Origin of the sequence: Rheinheimera salexigens, assembly GCF_001752395.1 — a bacterium.
GTDB classification, from domain to species: Bacteria; Pseudomonadota; Gammaproteobacteria; order Enterobacterales; family Alteromonadaceae; genus Alishewanella; species Alishewanella salexigens.
The window spans coordinates 219,457-240,194 of sequence record NZ_MKEK01000001.1 but is presented as its reverse complement, the minus strand read 5'-3'; the positions used below and the strand labels follow the sequence as shown (position 1 = coordinate 240,194).

Below are 20,738 nucleotides of genomic sequence, written 5' to 3'. Positions count from 1 at the left end.
GAAATTACCCGTGTAGGGGGTATAAAAAACTGGCGCAAGTATACTTATCTGGCCTTAATTTGCAACTAAAAGCGGCTAGGCCTTTACTGTTATGTTATTTTATAACTAAAAATAGCGCTTAATCTTGCTCTATTTCTAACTTATTTATTATGCCATCTAGCTCATCTAAGCTGCTATAGCTGATAACCAGATTACCTTTGCCTTTTTTATTATACAAAACTTGCACCGGAGCAGCGAAGCGTTCACTTAAGCGTTGCTCTAATGCAACCACATCAGCATCGCGCTGTTTATCCGCTGGGGCCGCTTTAGGCTCTAGGATACGGCGTACTAGGTTTTCTGTTTCTCGTACCGTAAGTTGCTTGGCCGCCACTAAACGAGCTGCATCACTTTGTTGATCGTCAATTAAGGCCAGTAAAGCTCTAGCATGGCCCATTTCAATATCGCCATGCTCTAATAACAGTTTTACATCATCGTTAAGTTGGTTTAAGCGCAATAAGTTACTAACCGAGACCCGAGATTTACCAACCGCATCGGCCACTTGTTGATGGGTTAAGCTAAATTCAGTTAATAAACGCTCTAATGCCACGGCTTCTTCCATGGCATTAAGATCTTCACGCTGAATATTTTCAATTAATGCTATGGCAACGGCCGCTTCGTCCGGAACATTTTTAATAATACAGGGTACTTCTGCCAGTTGGGCTAATTGCGCAGCTCGCCAACGGCGTTCACCGGCAATAATTTCATAGCTATCTTTAGCAATTGGCCGAACAATAATAGGTTGGATCACGCCTTGAGCGCGAATTGAGCTGGCTAAATCTTCTAATGCTTCTTGCGACATGTCTTTACGTGGCTGATATTTACCGCGCGATAAAAACTCGACCGGCAAAATATGCAGTTGCGAAGTATTGGCTTGCTGATTGTGTTCAGCTGAGGTTTTATTTGACGTAAGTAACGCATCTAAACCACGTCCTAAACCGCGTTTTTTTACCGACATACTGAATATATTCCCTTAATTAGTTACCTTAGTTTGAGGTAACCGGGTTAACTGTTTTTTTATCTGCCCGGCGTAAAATTTCGCCTGCCAGTGCCAGATAAGCTTTTGCACCTGTTGAGTTTTTATCATAATACATTACAGGTGAACCAAAACTGGGGGCTTCTGCTAAACGCACATTACGTGGAATAACAGCACGATATACTTTATCACCAAAATGCTGTTTTAATTGTTCTGAAACATCATTGGCTAAACGATTACGCGGATCGTACATGGTTCTTAAAATACCTTCTATTTTAAGCTCCGGATTAACTACTGCGGCTAATTTATTAATGGTATCCACTAATGCTGTTAAGCCTTCTAATGCGAAATACTCACATTGCATAGGTACTAACACAGTATCGGCAGCAGCCATGGCATTTACAGTAAGCATATTTAACGAAGGTGGGCAGTCGATAAAAATAAAGTCGTAGCTGTTACGATAATCTTTTAATGCCGTGCGTAAGCGAAGTTCGCGAGCAAAAACATCCATTAATCGTACTTCTGCCGCGGTAACATCTGAGTTGGCGGCAATTAAATGATAGCCACCTGTGGTTTCTTTTACCACAACTTCAGATAGTGGCTTTTCATCCACCAGTAATTCATAGGCGGTTGATTCAACCTGATATTTATCCACGCCACTGCCCATAGTGGCATTACCTTGTGGATCAAGATCAATTAATAATACTTTGCGTTTTGTTGCCGCTAGCGATGCAGCCAGATTGACTGCTGTTGTTGTTTTACCAACACCACCTTTCTGGTTAGCTATTGCGATCACTTTGGCCACAAGTTGTCCTCTAGTTTAAAATTAGAAAATTAGCAGTGAGTTAGTATCACTAAATGTCTTTCTGCGTGCAACTGCGGCACTTGCAACGGTTTAATAGCAACTACCTTAACAAAATCAGGTAAAGCTGCAATTTCTTCTTGTACTGCCGCACCTTTCATGGCGAAAAAAGCACCGCCTGAATTAGGTAAGTGCTTGCACCAGCTAAGCATATCATTAATTGAAGCAAAAGCGCGGCTAATCACACCATCATAACCTTGTTCAGGTTGATGCAATTCAACCCTACTTTGCAATGGCTGAATATTGGTTAGTCCTAGCTGTAATTTTACTTGGTTTAAAAACCGGATCCGCTTACCTAAACTATCTAATAAGGTAAAGGTTTTTTCCGGGTAATAAATGGCTAGTAACACGCCAGGTAAACCTGGGCCTGTGCCAACATCTATAAAATTATCACCGATTAAATGCGGAGCTATAACTAAGCTATCCATTACATGCTTGATCAACATTTCTTGCGGATCACGCACTGAAGTTAAGTTATAGGCACTATTCCATTTGTGCAATAATTCTATATAGGCAATACATTGAGCTAATTGATGATCGGTTAGCGTTAATGTTGTTTCAGATACCAGCTTACGTAACTGAGAAATCATATCAAACCTATTAATTTACGTATAATTACAATAATTTAAGCTAACTTACGCAGATTTACGTAATAGGCCCTGTTTTTTTAAGTACACCAGCAATAAAGAAATAGCGGCTGGCGTAATACCAGAAATACGTGACGCTTGGCCTACTGTTTCTGGCTGAGTTTGATTTAATTTAGCAATAACTTCGTTTGATAAACCTTTAACTGCTTGATAATCAAATTTGCTTGGCAATAACGAGTTTTCGTTACGAAGTTGTTTATTAATTTCATCTTGCTGGCGTTGAATATAGCCTTCGTATTTTATTTGAATTTCAACTTGTTCGGCTGCTATCGGATCGACTAAGCCAGGACCAATATCGGCTATTTGCATTAAGCTGGCATAATTGATCTCAGGTCGGCGTACTAATTCTTCTAAACTAGCTTCTTTGCTTAAGGGTGTTTTTACTAAAGCATTAATCGCGGTTAAAGCGCTATGTTTAGGATGTACCCAGCTTTGTTTTAGCCGTTGACGTTCTAGTGCAATTTGTTCCATTTTTTCATTAAAGGCTGCCCAGCGCACATCATCAACTAAGCCTAGTTCTCGGCCTTTTTCGGTTAAGCGCGAGTCAGCGTTATCTTCACGTAGCATTAAGCGATATTCTGCTCGGCTAGTAAACATTCGATAGGGTTCTTTGGTGCCTAAAGTAGTTAGATCGTCTACTAATACACCTAAATAAGCGTTATCACGACGTGGTGACCAACTCTCTTGCTCTTTTGCATATAAAGCGGCATTTAAACCTGCTAGTAAACCTTGAGCACCTGCTTCTTCATAACCTGTGGTGCCGTTAATTTGACCTGCAAAAAATAAGCCTTTAATAAACTTGGTTTCTAAACTGCTTTTCAAATCTCTTGGATCAAAGTAATCATATTCAATAGCGTAACCTGGTCGGGTTATATGCGCATTTTCCATACCGGCTATTGAACGCACAATCTCGAGTTGAACATCAAAAGGTAAACTGGTTGAGATTCCATTTGGATAGACCTCATGGGTGTTTAAGCCTTCTGGTTCAATAAAGATCTGATGTTTATCTTTGTCAGCAAAGCGAGTGATTTTATCTTCAATAGACGGACAATAACGTGGACCTATACCTTCGATCACACCAGAGTACATTGGCGATCGATGTAAATTATCTCGGATCGCTTGATGGGTTTTTTCATTGGTGTAAGTGATGTAACACGGGATTTGAGTTGGGTGATCCTTTTGGCTACCTAAAAATGAAAACACCGGTGTTGGGTTATCACCTGGTTGTTGCTGCATTTTACTAAAATCAATGGTTCTGGCATCGATTCTAGGCGGAGTACCGGTTTTTAAACGATCAACTCTAAACGGCAAGGCTCTTAATCGTTTTGCTAAAGCAACTGAGGGTGGATCTCCGGCTCTACCGCCGGCGTGGCTTTGTAATCCAATATGAATTTGGCCACCTAGAAACGTCCCTACGGTTAACACAACAGATTTGGCTTTAAATGTTAAGCCCATCTGGGTTACCACGCCAGTAACTTGCTCGTTTTCTACCACAAGATCATCACAGGCTTGTTGAAAAATTCGTAAATTAGGTTGATTTTCAAGCATTTGTCTAATGGCTTGACGGTATAATTGTCTATCAGCTTGCGCTCTTGTTGCTCTGACCGCAGGGCCTTTTGAGGCATTTAATGTTCTAAATTGAATACCGCCTTTGTCAGCAGCAATAGCCATAGCGCCACCAAGGGCATCAATTTCTTTAACTAAATGTCCTTTGCCAATACCTCCGATAGCCGGATTACATGACATTTGGCCTAAAGTTTCCAGATTATGGGTCAATAATAAAGTATTTAATCCCATGCGAGCAGAGGCTAAAGCTGCTTCAGTGCCGGCATGGCCACCTCCAACAACAATGACATCAAAAATTTCTTGGTAGAGCATATTCGCCTCAGGATTAAATTAGTAAAGACTGGATATTGAGCCGGCTATTGTACCGTGATCCTTGGCTAAGGGGAATAATGATCTGAAAAGGAGATCTTTAAATAATATAAGATCTTTTAAGAGATCTTTTTACTATTACTACTATTAAGCAAGCTGTTTTCAGTGCATAAGCGTTTCTTATAGTAAAGGATCAATAGCTTACATAAGATCAGATCCTGTGATCAAGAGGGGATCTACGTGTTCAGATGCAGTGCATAAAAAGGCTAGTTATCCACAGGCTAGATTAATTTATTTTTTATAAAGAGGATAAGTACAGCTTAATAACCTCTTACACCCAGAATTATACACTGTGCATTGCTTATAATTTCTGCTTTGTGGATAACTTTATTGGCGGATCATTGCTTTGATCAGATGCATTTATCAGGCTTTTATCAAAAATATATTAAGATTTAATGACGGGAACGAGGCTAAAATAATGCTTGATTGGTGTTATTGCTGAGATCAATCTGAAGTAGTAAAGCGTGAAATAAGTGGGAAATTATCGTTTTTCTTCCTGATTGCGATTGTGCTTAGCGGGTGTTTATTCACCCGCTTTTTTTATGCTAATTTTTTTATTAAGTTTGGTAACCAGGCTAATGCGTATTCTTCGGGTAATTCTGGTAGCTGAGCATCAATTTCTAAATTTGCTATTAACTGCTTAGCGCCTTTCATTTGTAGTGTTTTGCTCAAATTTTGCCCAGCCAAGCAAAAAGTATCGTAACTGGAGTCACCTAAAGTGATCACGGCGAAGAAAAGTGTGCTAAGATCGGCCTGATCTTGTGCTAATTGATCCGCAAAGGGTTGAATATTATCAGGCAGATCTCCTGCGCCATAGGTGGATGTGATAATTAACCAGGTTTTACACCTGTTTAAGTGATCCAATTCGGGTTTAAGATGTAGTTGTACGTCGTAACCCGCTTGTACCAGTGCTTCAGCAACTTGTTCTGCCACATATTCCGCTGCGCCCATTTGGCTGCCAACGAGGATGTCTATCATGATGTTTCTCTTGTCTTCTAAATGTTCGGCTATACTACTGGAATAAAATCAGACAATAAAAACTATTGTTCTGATTTACGTGTTTTTACTGCTTTGCAGGCTAAGTAAAAGCAACATATAGCACTATTACAATGCCTGCGTGTTATTGAGGTTTAAACAACGTATGTCAGACTCTATGTCTTTTGCCCAACTAATGTTACCTGAGGCACTTATTCGTGCTGTGACAGAACTGGGTTATGAAACACCGTCGCCAATTCAAGCGGCTGCTATCCCAAAACTATTAGCTGGGGAAGATGTGTTAGGCCAAGCGCAAACAGGTACCGGTAAAACAGGTGCTTTTGCTTTGCCATTATTAGCTCGGTTAGATCCGACGCAAAATGATCCACAAATATTAGTATTAGCGCCTACGCGTGAGTTAGCTATTCAAGTTGCCGAAGCCTTCCAAGCTTATGCGCGTTATATGCCAGCCTTTCATGTTTTACCGTTATACGGTGGCCAAAGCTATACTAACCAACTTAAATCACTTAAGCGTGGCTCGCAAGTTATTGTAGGTACGCCTGGTCGTATTCTTGATCACCTTGATCGCGGTACGCTTAAGTTAGATAAATTACGCGCTATTGTTTTAGATGAAGCCGATGAAATGTTACGTATGGGCTTTATTGATGATGTGCAAACGATTATGGATGCCACACCAGCGGGTCGCCAAGTTGCGATGTTCTCTGCAACGATGCCACACCAAATTCGCGCCATTGCTCAAAAGCATTTAAAAAATGCTGAAGAAATTAAAATAGCATCTAAAACCAGTACCGTTGAGAGTATTAGCCAACGTTATGTAATGTTAGATAGTAATCAAAAGCTTGATGCGTTAACTCGCTTATTAGAAGGCGAAGAATATGATGCCAGCATTATATTTGTTCGTACTAAGAGCGCGACTGAAGAAATTGCTGAAAAACTAGGTGCTCGTGGTTATGCCGTATCTTGCTTAAACGGTGATATGAACCAAGCTAATCGCGAACAAACGATTCGTCGTTTAAAAAATAGTCAAATCGATATCATTGTTGCAACTGATGTTGCGGCGCGTGGTTTAGATGTTGAGCGTATTAGCTTAGTGGTTAACTATGATATTCCTTACGATAGTGAAGCTTATGTACACCGTATTGGTCGTACAGGCCGCGCAGGTCGTGAAGGTAAAGCAGTATTATTTGTTTCACCACGTGAGCGTCGCTTATTACGCACGATTGAACATGCTACTAAACAACCCATTGAACAGATGTCGTTACCTACGGGTCAGGTTATTGAGCAACGTCGTATTCAATCGTTCCGTGAACAATTAGCGCAAACTGTTGAAAATCAAGATTTAAGCTTTTTCCAAGCTTTAATTAATGAGTGGAGTGAGAAAATTGATGCTTCAGATACTGATATAGCTGCAGCGTTATTATTTTTAGCTCAAAAAGAACAGCCTTTAAATGTGGCCAATAAATTCCCTGAACTTCGCGAGCCGCATGCTCGTGGCGAACGCGAAGACCGTGGTCGTAATGATCGCTCGTCGCGTGACCGTTCAGATCGTCCGCAACGTGATCGTGGTGAGCGCTCAGATCGTCCAGACCGTGGACCGCGTCAGCGTCGTGAAATGAAAGGTGATTTTAATACTTACCGTATAGAAGTAGGTAAAGAGCATGGTGTTCGTGCCGGTGATATCGTTGGTGCTATTGCCAATGAAGCCAGCATAGATAGCCAATTTATTGGTAATATTAAATTGTTTGAACAACATAGTACGGTTGAATTGCCTGCGAATATTCCAACGGAAGTATTTCAGCATTTGAAAAAAGTTTATGTACGTAAACAAAAGTTAAGTATTACTGTAGATAACAGTGCTGCAAGTACACCTAGCACACCTAGTGGTGATCGTCGTCCAAGTAATCCTGGTCCACGTCCTGGTGCTGCACCGCGTAAACCACGCGATTAATTACTAAAAATATTTTAATAAAGCCCCTATATTGGGGCTTTATTTTTATCTTAAATTCGTAATATTTAAATACGTAACACATATACTATAAAGGTTATGCTAGTAGTGAGTAATCACTAACCTATGTAGGGGCTATTGCTAGCCTACGTAATAAATGGCTAACTAGTGTTTAAGAATGTTTTATATCGGCTGAAAAAAACGCTATATAAGTTTCGGTTAACACTTAAAAGAGGTGTCTATGATTATTGCTTGTCCCGCTTGTTCGTCATTAAATAGGTTGCCAGAAGATCGCCTAAGCCAACAACCAGTTTGTGGAAAATGTAAAACAGAATTATTTACCGGACAGCCTATTGAATTAACAGCTACAAATTTTGCCGCCCATGCCAATAAATCTGAGTTGCCTTTAGTGGTAGACTTTTGGGCAAGCTGGTGTGGTCCTTGTAAAAATTTTGCACCGATATTTAGTCAGGTAGCACTTGAGTTGGAACCGCATTTTCGCTTTGGTAAGATAGACACCGAACAACAGCAACAATTAGCCGCTCAGTTTGCTATTCGCTCTATACCGACGCTAATGATTTTTAAACAAGGTAAAGTACTTGCACAGCAAGCGGGTGCATTTCCTAAGCAAGCCTTTTTACAATGGTTATCAAAATATAAGTAATGAATTAAATTAGAGGGCAATATGGATACTAAAATTTTTAGCCTTACCAGTCCAACTATCAAAGAAGGCCATTTTATGGCTAAAGAGCAAGAGTTTGATGGTTTTGGCTGTAATGGAAATAATATTTCACCAGAATTAAATTGGCACAATGCACCCAGTGGCACTAAAAGTTTTGTATTAACGGTGTTTGATCCTGATGCGCCAACCGGCTCGGGTTTTTGGCATTGGATAGTAGCGGATATTCCTGGTTCTGCAACCGGGTTAGCCCAAGGTGCAGGTAAGGGCAGTTTACCGCCAGGTTGCCGCAGTTTTATCAATGATTTTGGTATTAAAGAATTTGGTGGTGCCTGCCCACCTGAAGGTCATGGTATGCACCGTTATCAATTTACTATTTGGGCGCTACCAGAAGAAACCTTACCGGCTGCAGATGACGCAAGAGCAGCAGTTGTTGGCTTTATGTTAAACGCTATGGCGTTAGGTAAAGCAACGCTAACAGCTACTTATGCCCGTTAGTTAGGCTTGCTGTTCAAACAAACCGGCTTGCTCACGCTAACGCGCCGTAAACCCATCCCTGGGGGCTCGATTCAGGCATCCATGCCTTCAACGGTTAGCTTAGAGCAAGTCGGTTTTTGTTTAACTGTTCGGCATTACCCCTCAACAAAATTTATTTATACAGCAGCGGCCAGCGCTTGGCTTAAATCGGCAATAATATCGTCAATATGCTCAATACCAATCGATAAACGGACTAAATCAGCCGAGACACCCGCTTGCTTAAGTTCCTCATCATTTAATTGCCTATGAGTAGTAATCGCCGGAATGGCCGAGCAACTCTTGGCATCACCAATATTGACTAAGCGTAATATCAGCTGCAAGGCATCATAAAACTTAGCGCCAGCTTCACGGCCACCTTTTAAACCAAAGCTTAAAATACCTGAAGCATGGCCTTGTAAATATTTTTGGGCTAAAGCGTGATCTTTATGGTCGGGTAAACCGGCGTAATTAACCCAACTCACTTGGGGTTGTTGTTGTAAAAACTTCGCCACTTTTAAAGTATTCTCACAGACTCTTTCAATCCGTAAAGCTAGGGTTTCTAAGCCTTGTAGTAAATTCCACGCCGCTTGAGCGGATAAAGCCGCACCCATATTTCGTAGCGGGACTACCCGTGCCCGAGCAATAAAGGCAGCTTCGCCGACATCTTTAGCGTAATTAATGCCGTGATACGAGATATCGGGTTCATTAAGTAACGGAAACCGTGCAGCATGCTTTGCCCAGGGGAACTTACCCGAGTCGACAATAACGCCACCAATAGTGGTGCCGTGACCGCCAATATATTTAGTCGCGGAATGCAGCACAATATCAGCGCCGTGTTCAATAGGGCGCCATAAAAAGGGCGTAGCCACCGTATTATCGACAATCAATGGCACGCCATGCTTATGGGCAACCTCGGCTAAAGCGGCAATATCGACAATACCACCAGATGGGTTACCAATAGTTTCACAGAAAACGGCTTTGGTTTTATCATCTATTAAGGCTTCTAGCGCAGTCAAATCGTCTTTATCAGCAAAGCGCACGGTTATGCCTTGGCGCGGTAACGTGTGGGCAAATAAATTATAAGTGCCACCATAAAGCTGATTAACTGAAACAATATTGTCGCCGACTTCAGCAATAGTTTGAATAGCATAGGTAATAGCCGCCATGCCTGAGGCTACGGCTAATGCAGCGATGCCGCCTTCTAATGCGGCAACACGTTGCTCTAAAACATGGCAGGTTGGGTTCATAATACGAGAATAGATATTACCGGTTTGCTTTAAATCGAATAAATCGGCGGCATGTTGGGCACTATCAAAACAAAACGAGGTTGTTTGGTGAATAGGCACTGCAGCTGCTTTTTGTTCGTCGGCTTGGTAGCCATGATGTAAGGCGATCGTTTCCCGTTTCATAATAAAATCCTACTTATTGCTATATTAACTTTACTTATACAACCATGAATATATTACAACGTCAACATAAACATCTAGACGTCTAAGTGTTTGTGTTGAGTTTTGGCCTCGATGTAGGATTAGTTGATAAAGGGATAGTCATGTTTACGCGCTGTAGCGCCTGCTTAAAGCGGTTAGTCTCATAAAAGATTGGGGGGTAATATGGTATGGTAACTATAATTTTTCATTATAGATTAGGTAGATATGAATAGCAGTACCCTTATACTTTTACTAGCCGCTTTTACGTTAACAGCCTGTGGTGGCGGCGAAAGTAGCTCCTCAGTGTCTTCAGCACCATCAGCAGATAACGGTCAATTTAAAAGTAGCCACGAGACGGGCATTTATTACTCAGCAATTATCAATGGCAATACGTTTGATTATAACTTCGGACTTAACTCAATGCTTTGCCAAAGCACTTATCGTGATTACTATTATGAAACCGATAATGCCTTGATATTTGGTAATCCGGACTTACCGCAAGAAGACTTTCAAGTCGCGGCGGGTTGGGTTGAATCCGAGTTAAATACTGCACTCACGGCCATGAATATGACCAAAGCAGAATTCTACGCTGCTCGCACCAATGTCAGCATGACTGCGCGAGATAGACTAAAACAAGGCTTAAGCACCCTAAATAGCCCTGGCCAAAGCTATGGCAACTTTACATTTCCTGACCATTTAAGTGTATTCTCAGAATGGGAAGATGTCGGTGCTTGGCGAGTAAGCACCGCACAAGACGCTAGCTTAGCAGATATAGCGGCCACACTAATCGGCGACAGTCACTCAGGCTATACATCGGAAGATCAGATCCGCTTAGAAAACAAAATATATGTTTGTATCCACGAGCCAGATCATTTAGCCGGTTGGGGGGAAGGCCATTTAACGGGTATCAATATTGGTGCTAATTCGAATATTCAACCCTTTGATACGGCTAAAATTATAGTTCATGAACTAATACACACCATCCAACATGCGCTAGTAGCAAACACGGAAGGCTTTCGCGTACCACGCTGGTTTAGTGAAGGCCAAGCGGTTTATTTAAGCAAGATGCGGGTGGCAGACAAATCAAAACATGCAGAATTCGACCCAACAGAAGTGGTTTCCTTTTCGGACGAAATGGGCGACACCGGCCTGGCTTATCAGCACTACGGCCTTGCCTACCAATACGTACAAGAAGCCAACGGTCTTGATAATGTTAAAGCAATGATGTTGCGGGTTAAAAACGACTCTTACAAGATGCATGCTAGTTCACAACATTACAGAGAAAACCCCAACTACATCCTAGCATTCGATGCCACTATGCTAGATATGAATCAGCAAGCGCTTACAGTTGAACAGTACCGCAGTAACTATCACTCTTATTTAAGTGACTATGCGGCAAAACCGTAATATCTAGGCTTAAATCTAATATTAGCGGCAGTTAAAGCTTATGTTAACTGCCGCTTTTTTATTGCATGCCTTTTTACACTGCTTTTTGAGCTGCTTTAACAAACCCTGTTAAATCTCAAAACATAGTTATACTAAAACAGTTAAAAAAACTGCATCCAAAAACTCGGTTTATTCGAATTTAAGTATGCTAATACGCAATAAGGAGTTTTTGTTATGTCTACCCCCCAGATACTTGAGCGCGATTTACAGCAAATTGCGCTCGGTGATACTGCTGCTTTTCGCCATTTATATGAAGCAACCTCGGCAAAACTCTATTCTGTCAGTTATACCCTGTTGCGCCGTACTGATTTGGCAGAAGAAGCGTTGCAGGATACCTTTATCAAAGTGTGGCACCGTGCCGCTGATTATTCTGTGGCAAAGGGTTCGGTGATGAGTTGGTTGATAAGTATTGTGCGCTATCGTTCTATCGATTTACTGAGAAATAAAGCAAATCAAGAATTATCGACAGACGATTTTGATGAGTTGCCTACGGCCGATACGCTGGGTGCTACCATTGATTCATTGGGGCAGACAAAAAGTTTACGAGTGTGTATGAATGAATTACAGCCAACAACACGGCAGTGCATTCAGTTAGCCTTTGTTTGCGGCTTAAGCCATCAAGAGGTGAGCGATCATATTAGTGAAGCACTTGGCTCGGTAAAAAGTTGGATCCGTCGTGGCCTAGATAGTTTAAAAAGGTGCTTACAGCGATGAATTATCAATCTATTGAATTGCAGCATCAACTAGCAGCCCGCTATGTGTTAGGCAGTATGCGAGGCTTAGCACGACGCCGTTTTCAGCGTTTATTAATGGACTTACCCCCTTTGCGTGATGAAGTAGCATTTTGGGAAGAGCATTTACATCAATTAACGGATGTTATACCAATTCAACAACCTAGAGCGGTAGTGTGGCAGCGTATTCAAGAGCGGTTAGGTTGGGTACAGCCACGTCCAGCAGCAAGCTTTAATTGGTCTTGGTTATTGGCTGCTATGGCCAGTATTTTGTTATTGGTTAATGTGTATATGGTGGTAACGCCTAATTCTGTTGTGTCGCCGACTATTGATCGTATAGCGGTAATTCAAAATGATAAAGCCCGAAGCCTGTGGTTGGTTACCCAGCGAGAGCAAAAATTGACCATTGCTGCAGTTGGCTTGATAGATAAGTTAGTTGATGAGGATTATGAGCTATGGATGTTGCCAGCTGATGGCACTGCGCCTATTTCGCTTGGTTTATTACCGCAGCAAGGTGAAGTGATGTTGGCGCTGACTCAGAAAATTGATTGGGCTTTAGTGGGGGCTTTAGCGGTAAGTCGGGAACCTTTAGGGGGTTCGCCGCAGCCTGTACCAACGGGTCCAGTGCTGTTTACAACGGATTTATTAATTATTTAAATATTTTTGCATTTAATTGCATCTAAAAGATCCGCTCAATCGTTGTTTATATAGACCTCACTAAAACAGTCCGGTCAGCATAATCACTAAAACGATTGAGAGGGAATTTAGATGAATAGAAAAACAGTTATTGCCACTGCGCTACTTGCTGCATTGGCTACTAGCACCACCGCTTTTGCATCCAGTCACCGTGAAGCACCAAATGTGAGCCGCTTACCGACGATTGATTCTACCGATTTTTATATCTTTAATAGCTATGAGCCTGGTCGTGAAGAATATGTCACGATTATTGCTAATTATATTCCTTTGCAAGATAGCTATGGTGGCCCTAACTATTTCGCAATGGATCCTGCAGCAGTCTATGCCTTGCATGTAGATGCTAACGGAGATGCGATTGAAGATTATACCTTTGAGTTTCGCTTTAATAATAAATTACCTAATGGTGGAGTAAAATTACCGGTTGGCCCAGATGGCGTGCTGGTTAGCGTACCGCTAAAGCATGTTGGACCAATTAGTGCCGGTAATAATGGCGCCTTAAATTATAGCGAAACCTATACCATGAGTATGGTGTCGGGTCCGCAACAATCAGGTAGTCGTAGTGCTATTACCGGTGTGAACGGTGAAGCTGATTTTGTTAAGCCTTATGCTTATGTAGGCCAAAAAACTTTTGGTTCTACTGCAGAATACGAAGCCTATGCTAATCAGTATATTTATAACGTATCCATTCCTAATTGCAGTGCCATGGCTCGGGTGTTTGTGGGGCAACGCAAAGACCCCTTTACCGTTAATCTTGGCGAAACCTTTGATTTAGTAAATTATGTGCCGGTTGAAGGTGATAGTGCCCCAGGCGCGGGTGATGGTAATGGCTTCCCAGGCGGGATTACCCAATCGACGGCGAATGATGATCTTAACGATAAAAACGTTAACACCATAGCCTTAGAAGTTCCCAAATCGTGTATTACCGGGTCGGGCAACGGTGTGGTTGGTGCTTGGACCACCGCGAGTTTACCGCAAGCCCGTATTTTAAATCCAAATGCGACCTTAGAAAAGCCAGAAGTGAACGGCGGTGCTTTGGTGCAAGTGTCACGGTTAGGCTCACCACTGGTAAATGAATTGGTGATAGGTATTGATGATAAAGATCGTTTTTCTAGCGCTCATCCTGCAAATGATGGCCAGTTTGCGACCTATGTGACAAATCCGACGCTACCGATCATTCTGGATTTATTGTTTAAAGATGCGGTTAACGCCACTTTAGACACCAGTTTTGCCACCATAGCACCGACTAATTATCCGCGAGCAGATTTAGTGGCAGCGTTTTTAACCGGCTTTGCTGGTGTTAATCAACAAGCCATGGTGACGCCTTCTGAAATGCTACGTTTAAATACTGCTATACCTGCAGTTGCTGCCAGCATGCAATCAAACTTTGGTGTGGCGGGTAATGATTTAGCTGGTTTTCCAAATGGACGTCGCCCAGGCGATGATGTGGTAGATATTGCACTGCGAGTGGTGATGGGGGCGTTATGCTACGACCTTCCGGTAAATAGTGAACCGACTAACTTAGGTCTGTGTGCACCTGAAGATGCCAATCTGGGTACGGCGCCGTTTACCGATGGCGCGCCAGTAGATGCCAGTTTTATGCAGGATAGCTTTCCCTACTTAATCGCACCTTTGTCAGGTTCACCACAGTAAGGAGTGATAGCCATGTTTATTATTAAAAGCTTTAACCATAAGTCTAGGCTGTTAGTGGTGTTAAGTTCGCTGCTGGTATTAACGGCGTGTAATGGCTCAAGCGATAACGAGCCGAAAGTAAATACTGCGCCAAGCGCCACATCACAATCGGTGACAACCAGTGCCGATACCGCCTTGATGGCGCGACTAATCGGCTCTGATGCTGAGGGTGACCGTTTGCGCTTTACTGCCAATATGCCACCTCAGAATGGACGGGTTGAGATTGCGGCTGATGGTGCCTTTACTTATACGCCTAATACCGAATATGTCGGTACTGATAGTTTCACCTTCACAGTGTCTGACGGCTTATTAAGTGCCACAGGGACTATTACTGTGGTGATTAATGCACTGCAAGTTTCGTTTCGCAGCTTAGTTCGCGAGTCTTATGCTCAAACAGCACAGTCGATGCCTTTGGCCGTTAATGGTCGAGAAATTAGCCAAGATGTGTTGGATACCGCTGAGTTTGACGATTTAGTTGTGTCAGGTACGGTGGCAAATAATGACTAAAACCAACTTACGGCATTTCGCCTTAGGGGTTTTATTGGCAGTGGGTTGCGGCTATGCCGCAGCCTCTGTATCCAAGGCCGAACAATATACCAGCTATGTTATCGCGGGTAAGAATGATGCTCAGCATCATTTACACCAACAAGCAGCCATAATGTGGCAAGCGACTGCTCCGCAGTTAACCTCCTTAGCTAAATCAGAGCAGGCGCAGTGGTGGCTGGCTCAGGCTGATTTACTCCAATTTGAACATCGTTTTGATGCGGCGTTATTGGCGTTAGACAAAGTATTAGCATTGTCTACGTTGCAACAAAGTGCCTATTTGATGCAGGCGCGTATCGCCTTGACTCGACATAATTTACCCCTGGCAACGCAAGCTTGTCAGGCTTTAACTGCGTATGCCCAATTTGATGTAGTTGCTACCTGTTTGCTAGAGATTAAGGGGCGGGCAGGAGAATTAACCACAAGTTATGTTGCTTTGCAGCGCTTACAAGCTCGTAATGCTGAAACTAGCTCAGCACTGAGACAGTGGCGAAACCAAATCTTGGCAGAACAGGCCCAGCTACTTAAACGTTATGATGAAGCCTTAATCTGGCTTGATTATGTCAACTACGCCACTAACCCCGTGGTGATGCAACGGCAAATTTTAGATGTTTTGCTACTAACCGAACGCGCGGAAGACATTATTAGGTTATCTGGGACTTGTCCTATCGTCGATGCTTTACCAGTAGACAGCATGCTAGTGCGAATTGCTCATGCCGAGGCCAAGCTTGGCATGCAGTACTGTTGGCGTAAGGTGGCGGCTGAACGTATGCATTTACGTGAACTGCGGGCTGATGCCTTACATACCTCAGATTTAGCTTATTACTTTATATATTTACAACCTAGTGCTGTAAAGGCGCTGCATTGGGCAAGGCAAAATGTTGCGGTAGCACAAGAACCGTTTGATCAACAATTACTCGCGGCAGCCAAGGAGATATCGCCATGAAAAATATTCTAATCTGTTTAGGCCTAGCGGTACTGTTAATGGTGACTTTACCGGCGCAAGCGCATCGTTTTAGTACCAGTTGGTTGCAACTAAGTAGTGGTGAAGATCATCCCGCAGAGTTTGATTGGAGCTGGCTGGTCGTTGAACATGATTTGGCCATAGTGGCGCCCTTTTTAGTCGATAGCTTGGGGCAGTTGTTAGCCAGTGAACAATTGCTGGCGCAACAGGCGTCATTTGGCCAACTGCTAACATCATTGCTGGCGTTTAATGCTGATTGCTCATTAGAAGTGTTGCCGGTTGTACATCTGGTACGCGAAGTGTACGCCGGGCAGCAGTCGGTGCGTATTTATGGTCACGGTGGCTGCCCATTAGCGTCTTTACAGCAGGTTAGTATGCCATCTCTATTTTTAAAAATTAACGATCATAAAGTGATTGTTGAGCTAACAGACACTGCGCAGCAAGGTGTTTTAAGCCAAGACCAGGCACAATGGCAGTTAGCCAACTAATTTTTACTATTAAAATTTTGGCCAATAAAACTATTTACCGATACAAAAGGAGCTAAAAATCCGGCCGAGTAAATCATCGCTGCTAAACTCACCGGTGATTTCATTTAAGTGTTGCTGTGTAATGCGCAGTTCTTCGGCCAGTATTTCGCCGGCGATATAACTTTGCAGTTGCTCTTGGCCGATGGCGAGATGTTCGGCGGCGCGATCTAGGGCGTCTAAGTGACGGCGGCGGGCCAGAAAGCTGCCTTCAGTGCTGGCGTCAAAACCAATACATTGTTTTAAATGGTCGCGTAAAGCGTCGATGCCAGCACCGGTTTTGGCCGAGATAGCAAATACCGGGGTATCATTATGTTGCTTAGGATTCAGGTTTTCGCCACTTAAATCGGCTTTATTACGAATAACAGTCACCCCTAAATTTTCGGGCAGCCGGTCAATAAAGTCGGGCCATAATAGTTTGGGATCACAAGCTTCGGTAGTCGTGGCATCCACCATAAACAGTACTCTGTCGGCTTGACTAATCTCTTGCCATGCTCGCTCGATACCAATTTGTTCTACCGCGTCGGTAGCTTCACGCAGGCCGGCGGTATCTATAATATGCAGCGGCATGCCATCAATGTGGATATGCTCGCGCAGTACATCACGTGTAGTACCAGCAATATCGGTAACAATAGCCGCTTCACGACCCGCTAAAGCGTTAAGTAAGCTAGATTTACCGGCATTGGGTCGACCGGCGATAACCACTTTCATGCCTTCGCGTAAAATACTGCCTTGGGCAGCTTGTTTTTTTAGTGTGCTGAGGTAATCGATAATTTCAGCTAGGTCAGTGGCCACTTTGCCATCCGATAAAAAGTCAATTTCTTCATCCGGGAAATCAATAGCGGCTTCGACATACATGCGTAGATAGATAACTTTTTCGACTAAGTCGTGAATATGGCGCGAAAACTCACCTTGTAATGATTGCATAGCGCAACGAGCGGCTTGTTCACTGCTGGCATCAATTAAGTCGGCAATGGCTTCAGCTTGGGCTAAGTCGAGCTTATCGTTTAAAAAAGCTCGCTCAGAAAATTCGCCGGGCCGGGCGATGCGTACATTGGCTATAGCCAGCACTTGTTTTAACAGTAAATCTAATAACACTGGGCCGCCATGGCCTTGTAGTTCTAAAACGTCTTCACCGGTAAAGGAATTTGGTCCAGGGAAGAACAAGGCGATGCCCTGATCTAAAACCTGACCGTTGGTATCATTAAAGGCAAGATAGTCGGCGTAACGCGGTTTAGGCAGCTTGTGTAGTATAGCTTGGGCAACATCTTTAGTATGAGGTCCAGAAATACGAATAATACCGACACCGGCTCGACCTGGTGCAGTTGCTAATGCGGCGATAGTATCAGTAGTAAACATAGTAGCCTCTTCATATAAAAAAGCCTGCCATAAAGGCAGGCTGTTCGTATTGCGGTTATTCTAAATGTAAGTTGTTAGTTTAACTAGTTTTTGCTTTTTTGGTATGTAAGCCTTTCTTTTCCATACCTCTATAAATATACAGCATTTGCGCCAGTGAAATTAAGTTACTGACTAACCAATATAATACTAAGCCACTTGGGAACCATAAGAAGAAAATAGAGAATGCTACAGGCATCCACATCATTATTTTCTGTTGCATAGGGTCAGTTACGGTCATTGGCTGTAATTTTTGCATCATGAACATGCTAATACCAAATAATACCGGTAACACATAGAACGGATCTTGTGATGATAAATCGGTGATCCATAAGGCAAATGGCGCATGACGTAATTCAACGCTTTCGACAAATACCCAATATAAGGCTAAGAAAATAGGCATTTGTATAATCATAGGCAAACAGCCGCCCATCGGATTTACTTTTTCCTTGCGATAAAGTTCCATCATCGCCGGGCCCATTTTTTGTTTGTCGTCTTTAAATTTGGCTTGTAACTCATCAATTTTCGGCTTTAAATTACGCATTTTAGCCATTGATTCGTATTGGATTTTAGTTAGCGGATACATAGCACCTTTAACAATTAAGGTGATACAAATAATAGCCACACCCCAGTTAACCACAAAGCCTTGAATAGTGGTTAATAACCAGAAAAGAGGTTGTGAGATAAACCATAAAATACCGTAATCTACGGTTAAATCTAAGCCGTTAGCTAGTTTTGCTAGGTTATCTTGGGTTTTAGGACCGGCATAAAAGCTAGAGCCAATTTCTGCAGTGGCACCCGGTTGAATATGGATTTCAGGGCCTTTAGTACCAATGACACCTAAATTATTTTGCACTCGGCTGTATATTTGATTTTCTGCTTGTTGGTCAGGTACCCAAGCCGATACAAAGTAATGCTCTAACATGGCTGCCCAACCACCGGTTGTCGGTTTGATTAGGTTTTCATCTTTCATATCGTCAAATTTATACTTAGTGTACCGCTCTTTGGCTGTACCATAAGCGCCACCACGATAGATAGGCATCATTAAACCACTTTCTGCTCCGCCCTCAATGCTTTGCACTAAGTGTTGGTATGGTTGTACGGTTTTAACTTCATCACTTTGGTTGTGGATAAAATATTCTACCCGAACATCATAATTACCGGCGGTAAAGGTAAAGCGTTTTTCAATACTTAAACCATTAGCGGTATACATCAATGGCACCACTAACTGCTGTTCGCCTTTAGCCAAACTGAAATTTTGTGCAGTAGTGCTATAAACAGGGCGCGGAGTACGGCTATCGTCTGGACCGTCGCGGCCAATTAAGCCTGATTGAGCAGTAAACTCAAAACCGGGTAATTTACGCATTAAGGTATACAGCTCATCGCTGTCTTTGCTTACGGTATATTTCGGTAATTTTAAGCCGATGATATCACCACCACGGTTGTCGATTTGCAGTTGCAAAACGTCAGTGCTGATATTGATAACTTTAGCTTGAGCATTGGTGTTGCTAACAACAGCCTGCTCTGAACTAGTTGAACTCATATCAATGGCATTAGAGCTATTTTGATTTGAGCTACTTTGGGTTACGGTCGTAGGAGCTGGTGGCGCTTGATCAGTTTGCCATTGCTGCCAGAGTAAAAAACTGACTAGAGCTAGACCGATAACTAAAAAACTACGTTGTGATTCCATGGCTTAGTTATTCTCGTTGTGCTTTTCAGGAACAGGATCATTCCCGCCTGCATTTAAAGGGTGACATCTTAAGATACGCTTAGTTGCTAACCAACTGCCTTTTAGTATACCGAAACGTTCTATGGCTGTAACGCTATAGTGTGAGCAGGTTGGATAAAAACGACAACTAGGCCCTAAGATTGGACTAATGAATGTTTGATAACCGCGGATCAGCGTTAACGCGCAGCGGATTGCAAAGCGGTGTGCTGGCGAACGATTTTTCTCCATAGCTTTTCCAGTTGCTTCTGTAATTCATTATTTTCAGTATTACTAATATCGCCTTTAACCATTAATACTAAATCAACGCCTGGTAACTCGTGTTGATGTAAACGGAAGTTATTGCGTACAAAGCGTTTAATACGGTTACGTTGCACCGCTAATTTAACACGTTTTTTGGCAATGGTAAGACCTAATCTAGCATGAGATAAATTATTGGATTTAGCGAGGATAGTAAATAACGGAGAAGAGACCCGGAAAGGTTGTTGAAAGACATTATCGAATTGACCAGGAGTTAGTAATCGTAACTCCCGGCCGAATTTTAAATTCACCACTCAGTACTTAGCTACCAATTAGGCAGATAAGCGCTGACGGCCTTTAGCACGACGACGTGCTAAAACTGCACGACCATTTTTAGTGGCCATACGTGCACGGAAACCGTGATTGCGTTTGCGTTTTAAAACGCTTGGTTGAAAAGTTCTTTTACTCATAGTTCACCCGTCTGGTCAAAAATTTACTAAAGGTTCCTGTGTTTTAGCAAAAAGTACCAAAACGCAGCTAACAAAAATGAGCGCGAATTTTAAGTAGTCTGGAGAGCAAAGTCAATCAGATCCGCGGTTTTATTATACTCGATCATGTTTGATCCTTATTTAATTAGGGTTTTTAATAAGTTTTCCACAGCCTAGGCTACTTTAGTTGAACAAATTGTGGGTTACTTTGTTTTTATCTGTTTTTCAGCATGGAATTTAGCGGGTTAGTATGAAACAATATAAGTAATATATTTAG

21 protein-coding genes are annotated in these 20,738 nt (G+C 42.5%); 10 read left to right on the top strand and 11 right to left on the bottom strand.

Annotation, left to right across the window (positions count from 1 at the left end; genetic code table 11):
- Positions 1–118: 118 nt before the first annotated feature.
- From BI198_RS01180 to mioC, 5 genes are all read right to left on the bottom strand, one after another.
- Positions 119–994: a ParB/RepB/Spo0J family partition protein gene (locus BI198_RS01180; protein WP_070047898.1), complete on the bottom strand. Its 876-nt coding sequence runs from the start codon at positions 992–994 to the stop codon at positions 119–121.
- Between the two features lie 28 nt (positions 995–1,022).
- Positions 1,023–1,817, bottom strand: coding sequence for a ParA family protein (locus BI198_RS01175; RefSeq protein ID WP_070047897.1), 795 nt, complete (start codon positions 1,815–1,817; stop codon positions 1,023–1,025).
- A gap of 29 nt (positions 1,818–1,846) precedes the next feature.
- Positions 1,847–2,464, bottom strand: coding sequence for a 16S rRNA (guanine(527)-N(7))-methyltransferase RsmG (gene rsmG / locus BI198_RS01170; RefSeq protein ID WP_070047896.1), 618 nt, complete (start codon positions 2,462–2,464; stop codon positions 1,847–1,849).
- A gap of 45 nt (positions 2,465–2,509) precedes the next feature.
- Positions 2,510–4,399, bottom strand: coding sequence for a tRNA uridine-5-carboxymethylaminomethyl(34) synthesis enzyme MnmG (mnmG, locus tag BI198_RS01165; protein WP_070047895.1), 1,890 nt, complete (start codon positions 4,397–4,399; stop codon positions 2,510–2,512).
- 597 nt (positions 4,400–4,996) lie between these two features.
- Positions 4,997–5,434 (bottom strand): FMN-binding protein MioC, encoded by a 438-nt coding sequence (gene mioC / locus BI198_RS01160; protein WP_070047894.1) that lies wholly within the window; start codon positions 5,432–5,434, stop codon positions 4,997–4,999.
- 163 nt (positions 5,435–5,597) lie between these two features.
- Here mioC and BI198_RS01155 point away from each other — a divergent pair, with 163 nt between their 5' ends.
- From BI198_RS01155 to BI198_RS01145, 3 genes are all read left to right on the top strand, one after another.
- On the top strand, positions 5,598–7,400 hold the full coding sequence (locus BI198_RS01155; protein ID WP_201243377.1) for a DEAD/DEAH box helicase: 1,803 nt from the start codon (positions 5,598–5,600) through the stop codon (positions 7,398–7,400).
- Positions 7,401–7,638: 238 nt separating this feature from the next.
- Entirely contained in the window at positions 7,639–8,061 is a 423-nt protein-coding gene (gene trxC / locus BI198_RS01150; RefSeq protein WP_070047893.1) for a thioredoxin TrxC, read from the top strand.
- Between the two features lie 21 nt (positions 8,062–8,082).
- Complete coding sequence (locus BI198_RS01145; protein WP_070047892.1) at positions 8,083–8,574, top strand: YbhB/YbcL family Raf kinase inhibitor-like protein; 492 nt, start codon at positions 8,083–8,085, stop codon at positions 8,572–8,574.
- A 155-nt stretch (positions 8,575–8,729) separates the two neighbouring features.
- Here BI198_RS01145 and BI198_RS01140 read toward each other — a convergent pair whose 3' ends face one another.
- The gene (locus tag BI198_RS01140; RefSeq protein ID WP_070047891.1) at positions 8,730–10,001 is read right to left on the bottom strand and encodes an O-acetylhomoserine aminocarboxypropyltransferase/cysteine synthase family protein; all 1,272 of its coding nucleotides are present in this window, start codon (positions 9,999–10,001) and stop codon (positions 8,730–8,732) included.
- 243 nt (positions 10,002–10,244) lie between these two features.
- On the opposite strand from BI198_RS01140, the gene BI198_RS01135 reads away from it, so the two are divergent.
- The 7 genes from BI198_RS01135 to BI198_RS01105 all read left to right on the top strand — a co-directional run bounded on the left by BI198_RS01135 (position 10,245) and on the right by BI198_RS01105 (position 16,576).
- The gene (locus BI198_RS01135) at positions 10,245–11,426 is read left to right on the top strand and encodes a hypothetical protein (protein WP_070047890.1); all 1,182 of its coding nucleotides are present in this window, start codon (positions 10,245–10,247) and stop codon (positions 11,424–11,426) included.
- Positions 11,427–11,639: 213 nt separating this feature from the next.
- Positions 11,640–12,179, top strand: coding sequence for a sigma-70 family RNA polymerase sigma factor (locus BI198_RS01130; protein WP_070047889.1), 540 nt, complete (start codon positions 11,640–11,642; stop codon positions 12,177–12,179).
- On the top strand, positions 12,176–12,853 hold the full coding sequence (locus tag BI198_RS01125; RefSeq protein WP_070047888.1) for an anti-sigma factor: 678 nt from the start codon (positions 12,176–12,178) through the stop codon (positions 12,851–12,853). The genes BI198_RS01130 and BI198_RS01125 overlap by 4 nt, the downstream gene beginning before the upstream one ends.
- Positions 12,854–12,964: 111 nt before the next feature.
- Entirely contained in the window at positions 12,965–14,542 is a 1,578-nt protein-coding gene (locus tag BI198_RS01120) for a DUF4331 domain-containing protein (RefSeq protein WP_070047887.1), read from the top strand.
- Between the two features lie 12 nt (positions 14,543–14,554).
- Positions 14,555–15,088: an Ig-like domain-containing protein gene (locus BI198_RS01115; protein WP_070047886.1), complete on the top strand. Its 534-nt coding sequence runs from the start codon at positions 14,555–14,557 to the stop codon at positions 15,086–15,088.
- Positions 15,081–16,070 carry a tetratricopeptide repeat protein gene (locus BI198_RS01110; RefSeq protein ID WP_070047885.1) on the top strand — a complete coding sequence of 330 codons (990 nt, stop codon included), beginning with the start codon at positions 15,081–15,083 and terminating at the stop codon, positions 16,068–16,070. Before BI198_RS01115 ends, BI198_RS01110 begins: the two co-directional genes overlap by 8 nt.
- Entirely contained in the window at positions 16,067–16,576 is a 510-nt protein-coding gene (locus BI198_RS01105) for a hypothetical protein (protein WP_070047884.1), read from the top strand. The genes BI198_RS01110 and BI198_RS01105 overlap by 4 nt, the downstream gene beginning before the upstream one ends.
- 30 nt (positions 16,577–16,606) lie before the next feature.
- Here BI198_RS01105 and mnmE read toward each other — a convergent pair whose 3' ends face one another.
- The 5 genes from mnmE to rpmH form a co-directional block, all read right to left on the bottom strand.
- Positions 16,607–17,971: a tRNA uridine-5-carboxymethylaminomethyl(34) synthesis GTPase MnmE gene (gene mnmE, locus BI198_RS01100; RefSeq protein ID WP_070047883.1), complete on the bottom strand. Its 1,365-nt coding sequence runs from the start codon at positions 17,969–17,971 to the stop codon at positions 16,607–16,609.
- Positions 17,972–18,050: 79 nt separating this feature from the next.
- Positions 18,051–19,697 carry a membrane protein insertase YidC gene (gene yidC / locus BI198_RS01095; RefSeq protein ID WP_070047882.1) on the bottom strand — a complete coding sequence of 549 codons (1,647 nt, stop codon included), beginning with the start codon at positions 19,695–19,697 and terminating at the stop codon, positions 18,051–18,053.
- A 3-nt stretch (positions 19,698–19,700) separates the two neighbouring features.
- The gene (gene yidD, locus BI198_RS15855; RefSeq protein ID WP_074467400.1) at positions 19,701–19,964 is read right to left on the bottom strand and encodes a membrane protein insertion efficiency factor YidD; all 264 of its coding nucleotides are present in this window, start codon (positions 19,962–19,964) and stop codon (positions 19,701–19,703) included.
- Complete coding sequence (rnpA, locus tag BI198_RS01090; protein ID WP_268793883.1) at positions 19,913–20,284, bottom strand: ribonuclease P protein component; 372 nt, start codon at positions 20,282–20,284, stop codon at positions 19,913–19,915. The genes yidD and rnpA overlap by 52 nt, the downstream gene beginning before the upstream one ends.
- A gap of 21 nt (positions 20,285–20,305) precedes the next feature.
- Positions 20,306–20,443, bottom strand: coding sequence for a 50S ribosomal protein L34 (rpmH, locus tag BI198_RS01085; protein WP_027670565.1), 138 nt, complete (start codon positions 20,441–20,443; stop codon positions 20,306–20,308).
- Positions 20,444–20,738 lie beyond the last annotated feature (295 nt).

Coding starts and splice junctions, on each gene's coding strand:
- rpmH (WP_027670565.1), bottom strand. CDS start 20,443: ATGAGTAAAAGAACTTTTCAACCAAGCGTTTTAAAACGCAAACGCAAT.
- mnmE (WP_070047883.1), bottom strand. CDS start 17,971: ATGTTTACTACTGATACTATCGCCGCATTAGCAACTGCACCAGGTCGA.
- BI198_RS01115 (WP_070047886.1), top strand. CDS start 14,555: ATGTTTATTATTAAAAGCTTTAACCATAAGTCTAGGCTGTTAGTGGTG.
- trxC (WP_070047893.1), top strand. CDS start 7,639: ATGATTATTGCTTGTCCCGCTTGTTCGTCATTAAATAGGTTGCCAGAA.
- BI198_RS01120 (WP_070047887.1), top strand. CDS start 12,965: ATGAATAGAAAAACAGTTATTGCCACTGCGCTACTTGCTGCATTGGCT.
- BI198_RS01130 (WP_070047889.1), top strand. CDS start 11,640: ATGTCTACCCCCCAGATACTTGAGCGCGATTTACAGCAAATTGCGCTC.
- yidD (WP_074467400.1), bottom strand. CDS start 19,964: ATGGAGAAAAATCGTTCGCCAGCACACCGCTTTGCAATCCGCTGCGCG.
- rsmG (WP_070047896.1), bottom strand. CDS start 2,464: ATGATTTCTCAGTTACGTAAGCTGGTATCTGAAACAACATTAACGCTA.
- BI198_RS01105 (WP_070047884.1), top strand. CDS start 16,067: ATGAAAAATATTCTAATCTGTTTAGGCCTAGCGGTACTGTTAATGGTG.
- BI198_RS01135 (WP_070047890.1), top strand. CDS start 10,245: ATGAATAGCAGTACCCTTATACTTTTACTAGCCGCTTTTACGTTAACA.
- mnmG (WP_070047895.1), bottom strand. CDS start 4,399: ATGCTCTACCAAGAAATTTTTGATGTCATTGTTGTTGGAGGTGGCCAT.
- BI198_RS01180 (WP_070047898.1), bottom strand. CDS start 994: ATGTCGGTAAAAAAACGCGGTTTAGGACGTGGTTTAGATGCGTTACTT.
- BI198_RS01110 (WP_070047885.1), top strand. CDS start 15,081: ATGACTAAAACCAACTTACGGCATTTCGCCTTAGGGGTTTTATTGGCA.
- yidC (WP_070047882.1), bottom strand. CDS start 19,697: ATGGAATCACAACGTAGTTTTTTAGTTATCGGTCTAGCTCTAGTCAGT.
- BI198_RS01140 (WP_070047891.1), bottom strand. CDS start 10,001: ATGAAACGGGAAACGATCGCCTTACATCATGGCTACCAAGCCGACGAA.
- BI198_RS01125 (WP_070047888.1), top strand. CDS start 12,176: ATGAATTATCAATCTATTGAATTGCAGCATCAACTAGCAGCCCGCTAT.
- BI198_RS01155 (WP_201243377.1), top strand. CDS start 5,598: ATGTCAGACTCTATGTCTTTTGCCCAACTAATGTTACCTGAGGCACTT.
- mioC (WP_070047894.1), bottom strand. CDS start 5,434: ATGATAGACATCCTCGTTGGCAGCCAAATGGGCGCAGCGGAATATGTG.
- BI198_RS01145 (WP_070047892.1), top strand. CDS start 8,083: ATGGATACTAAAATTTTTAGCCTTACCAGTCCAACTATCAAAGAAGGC.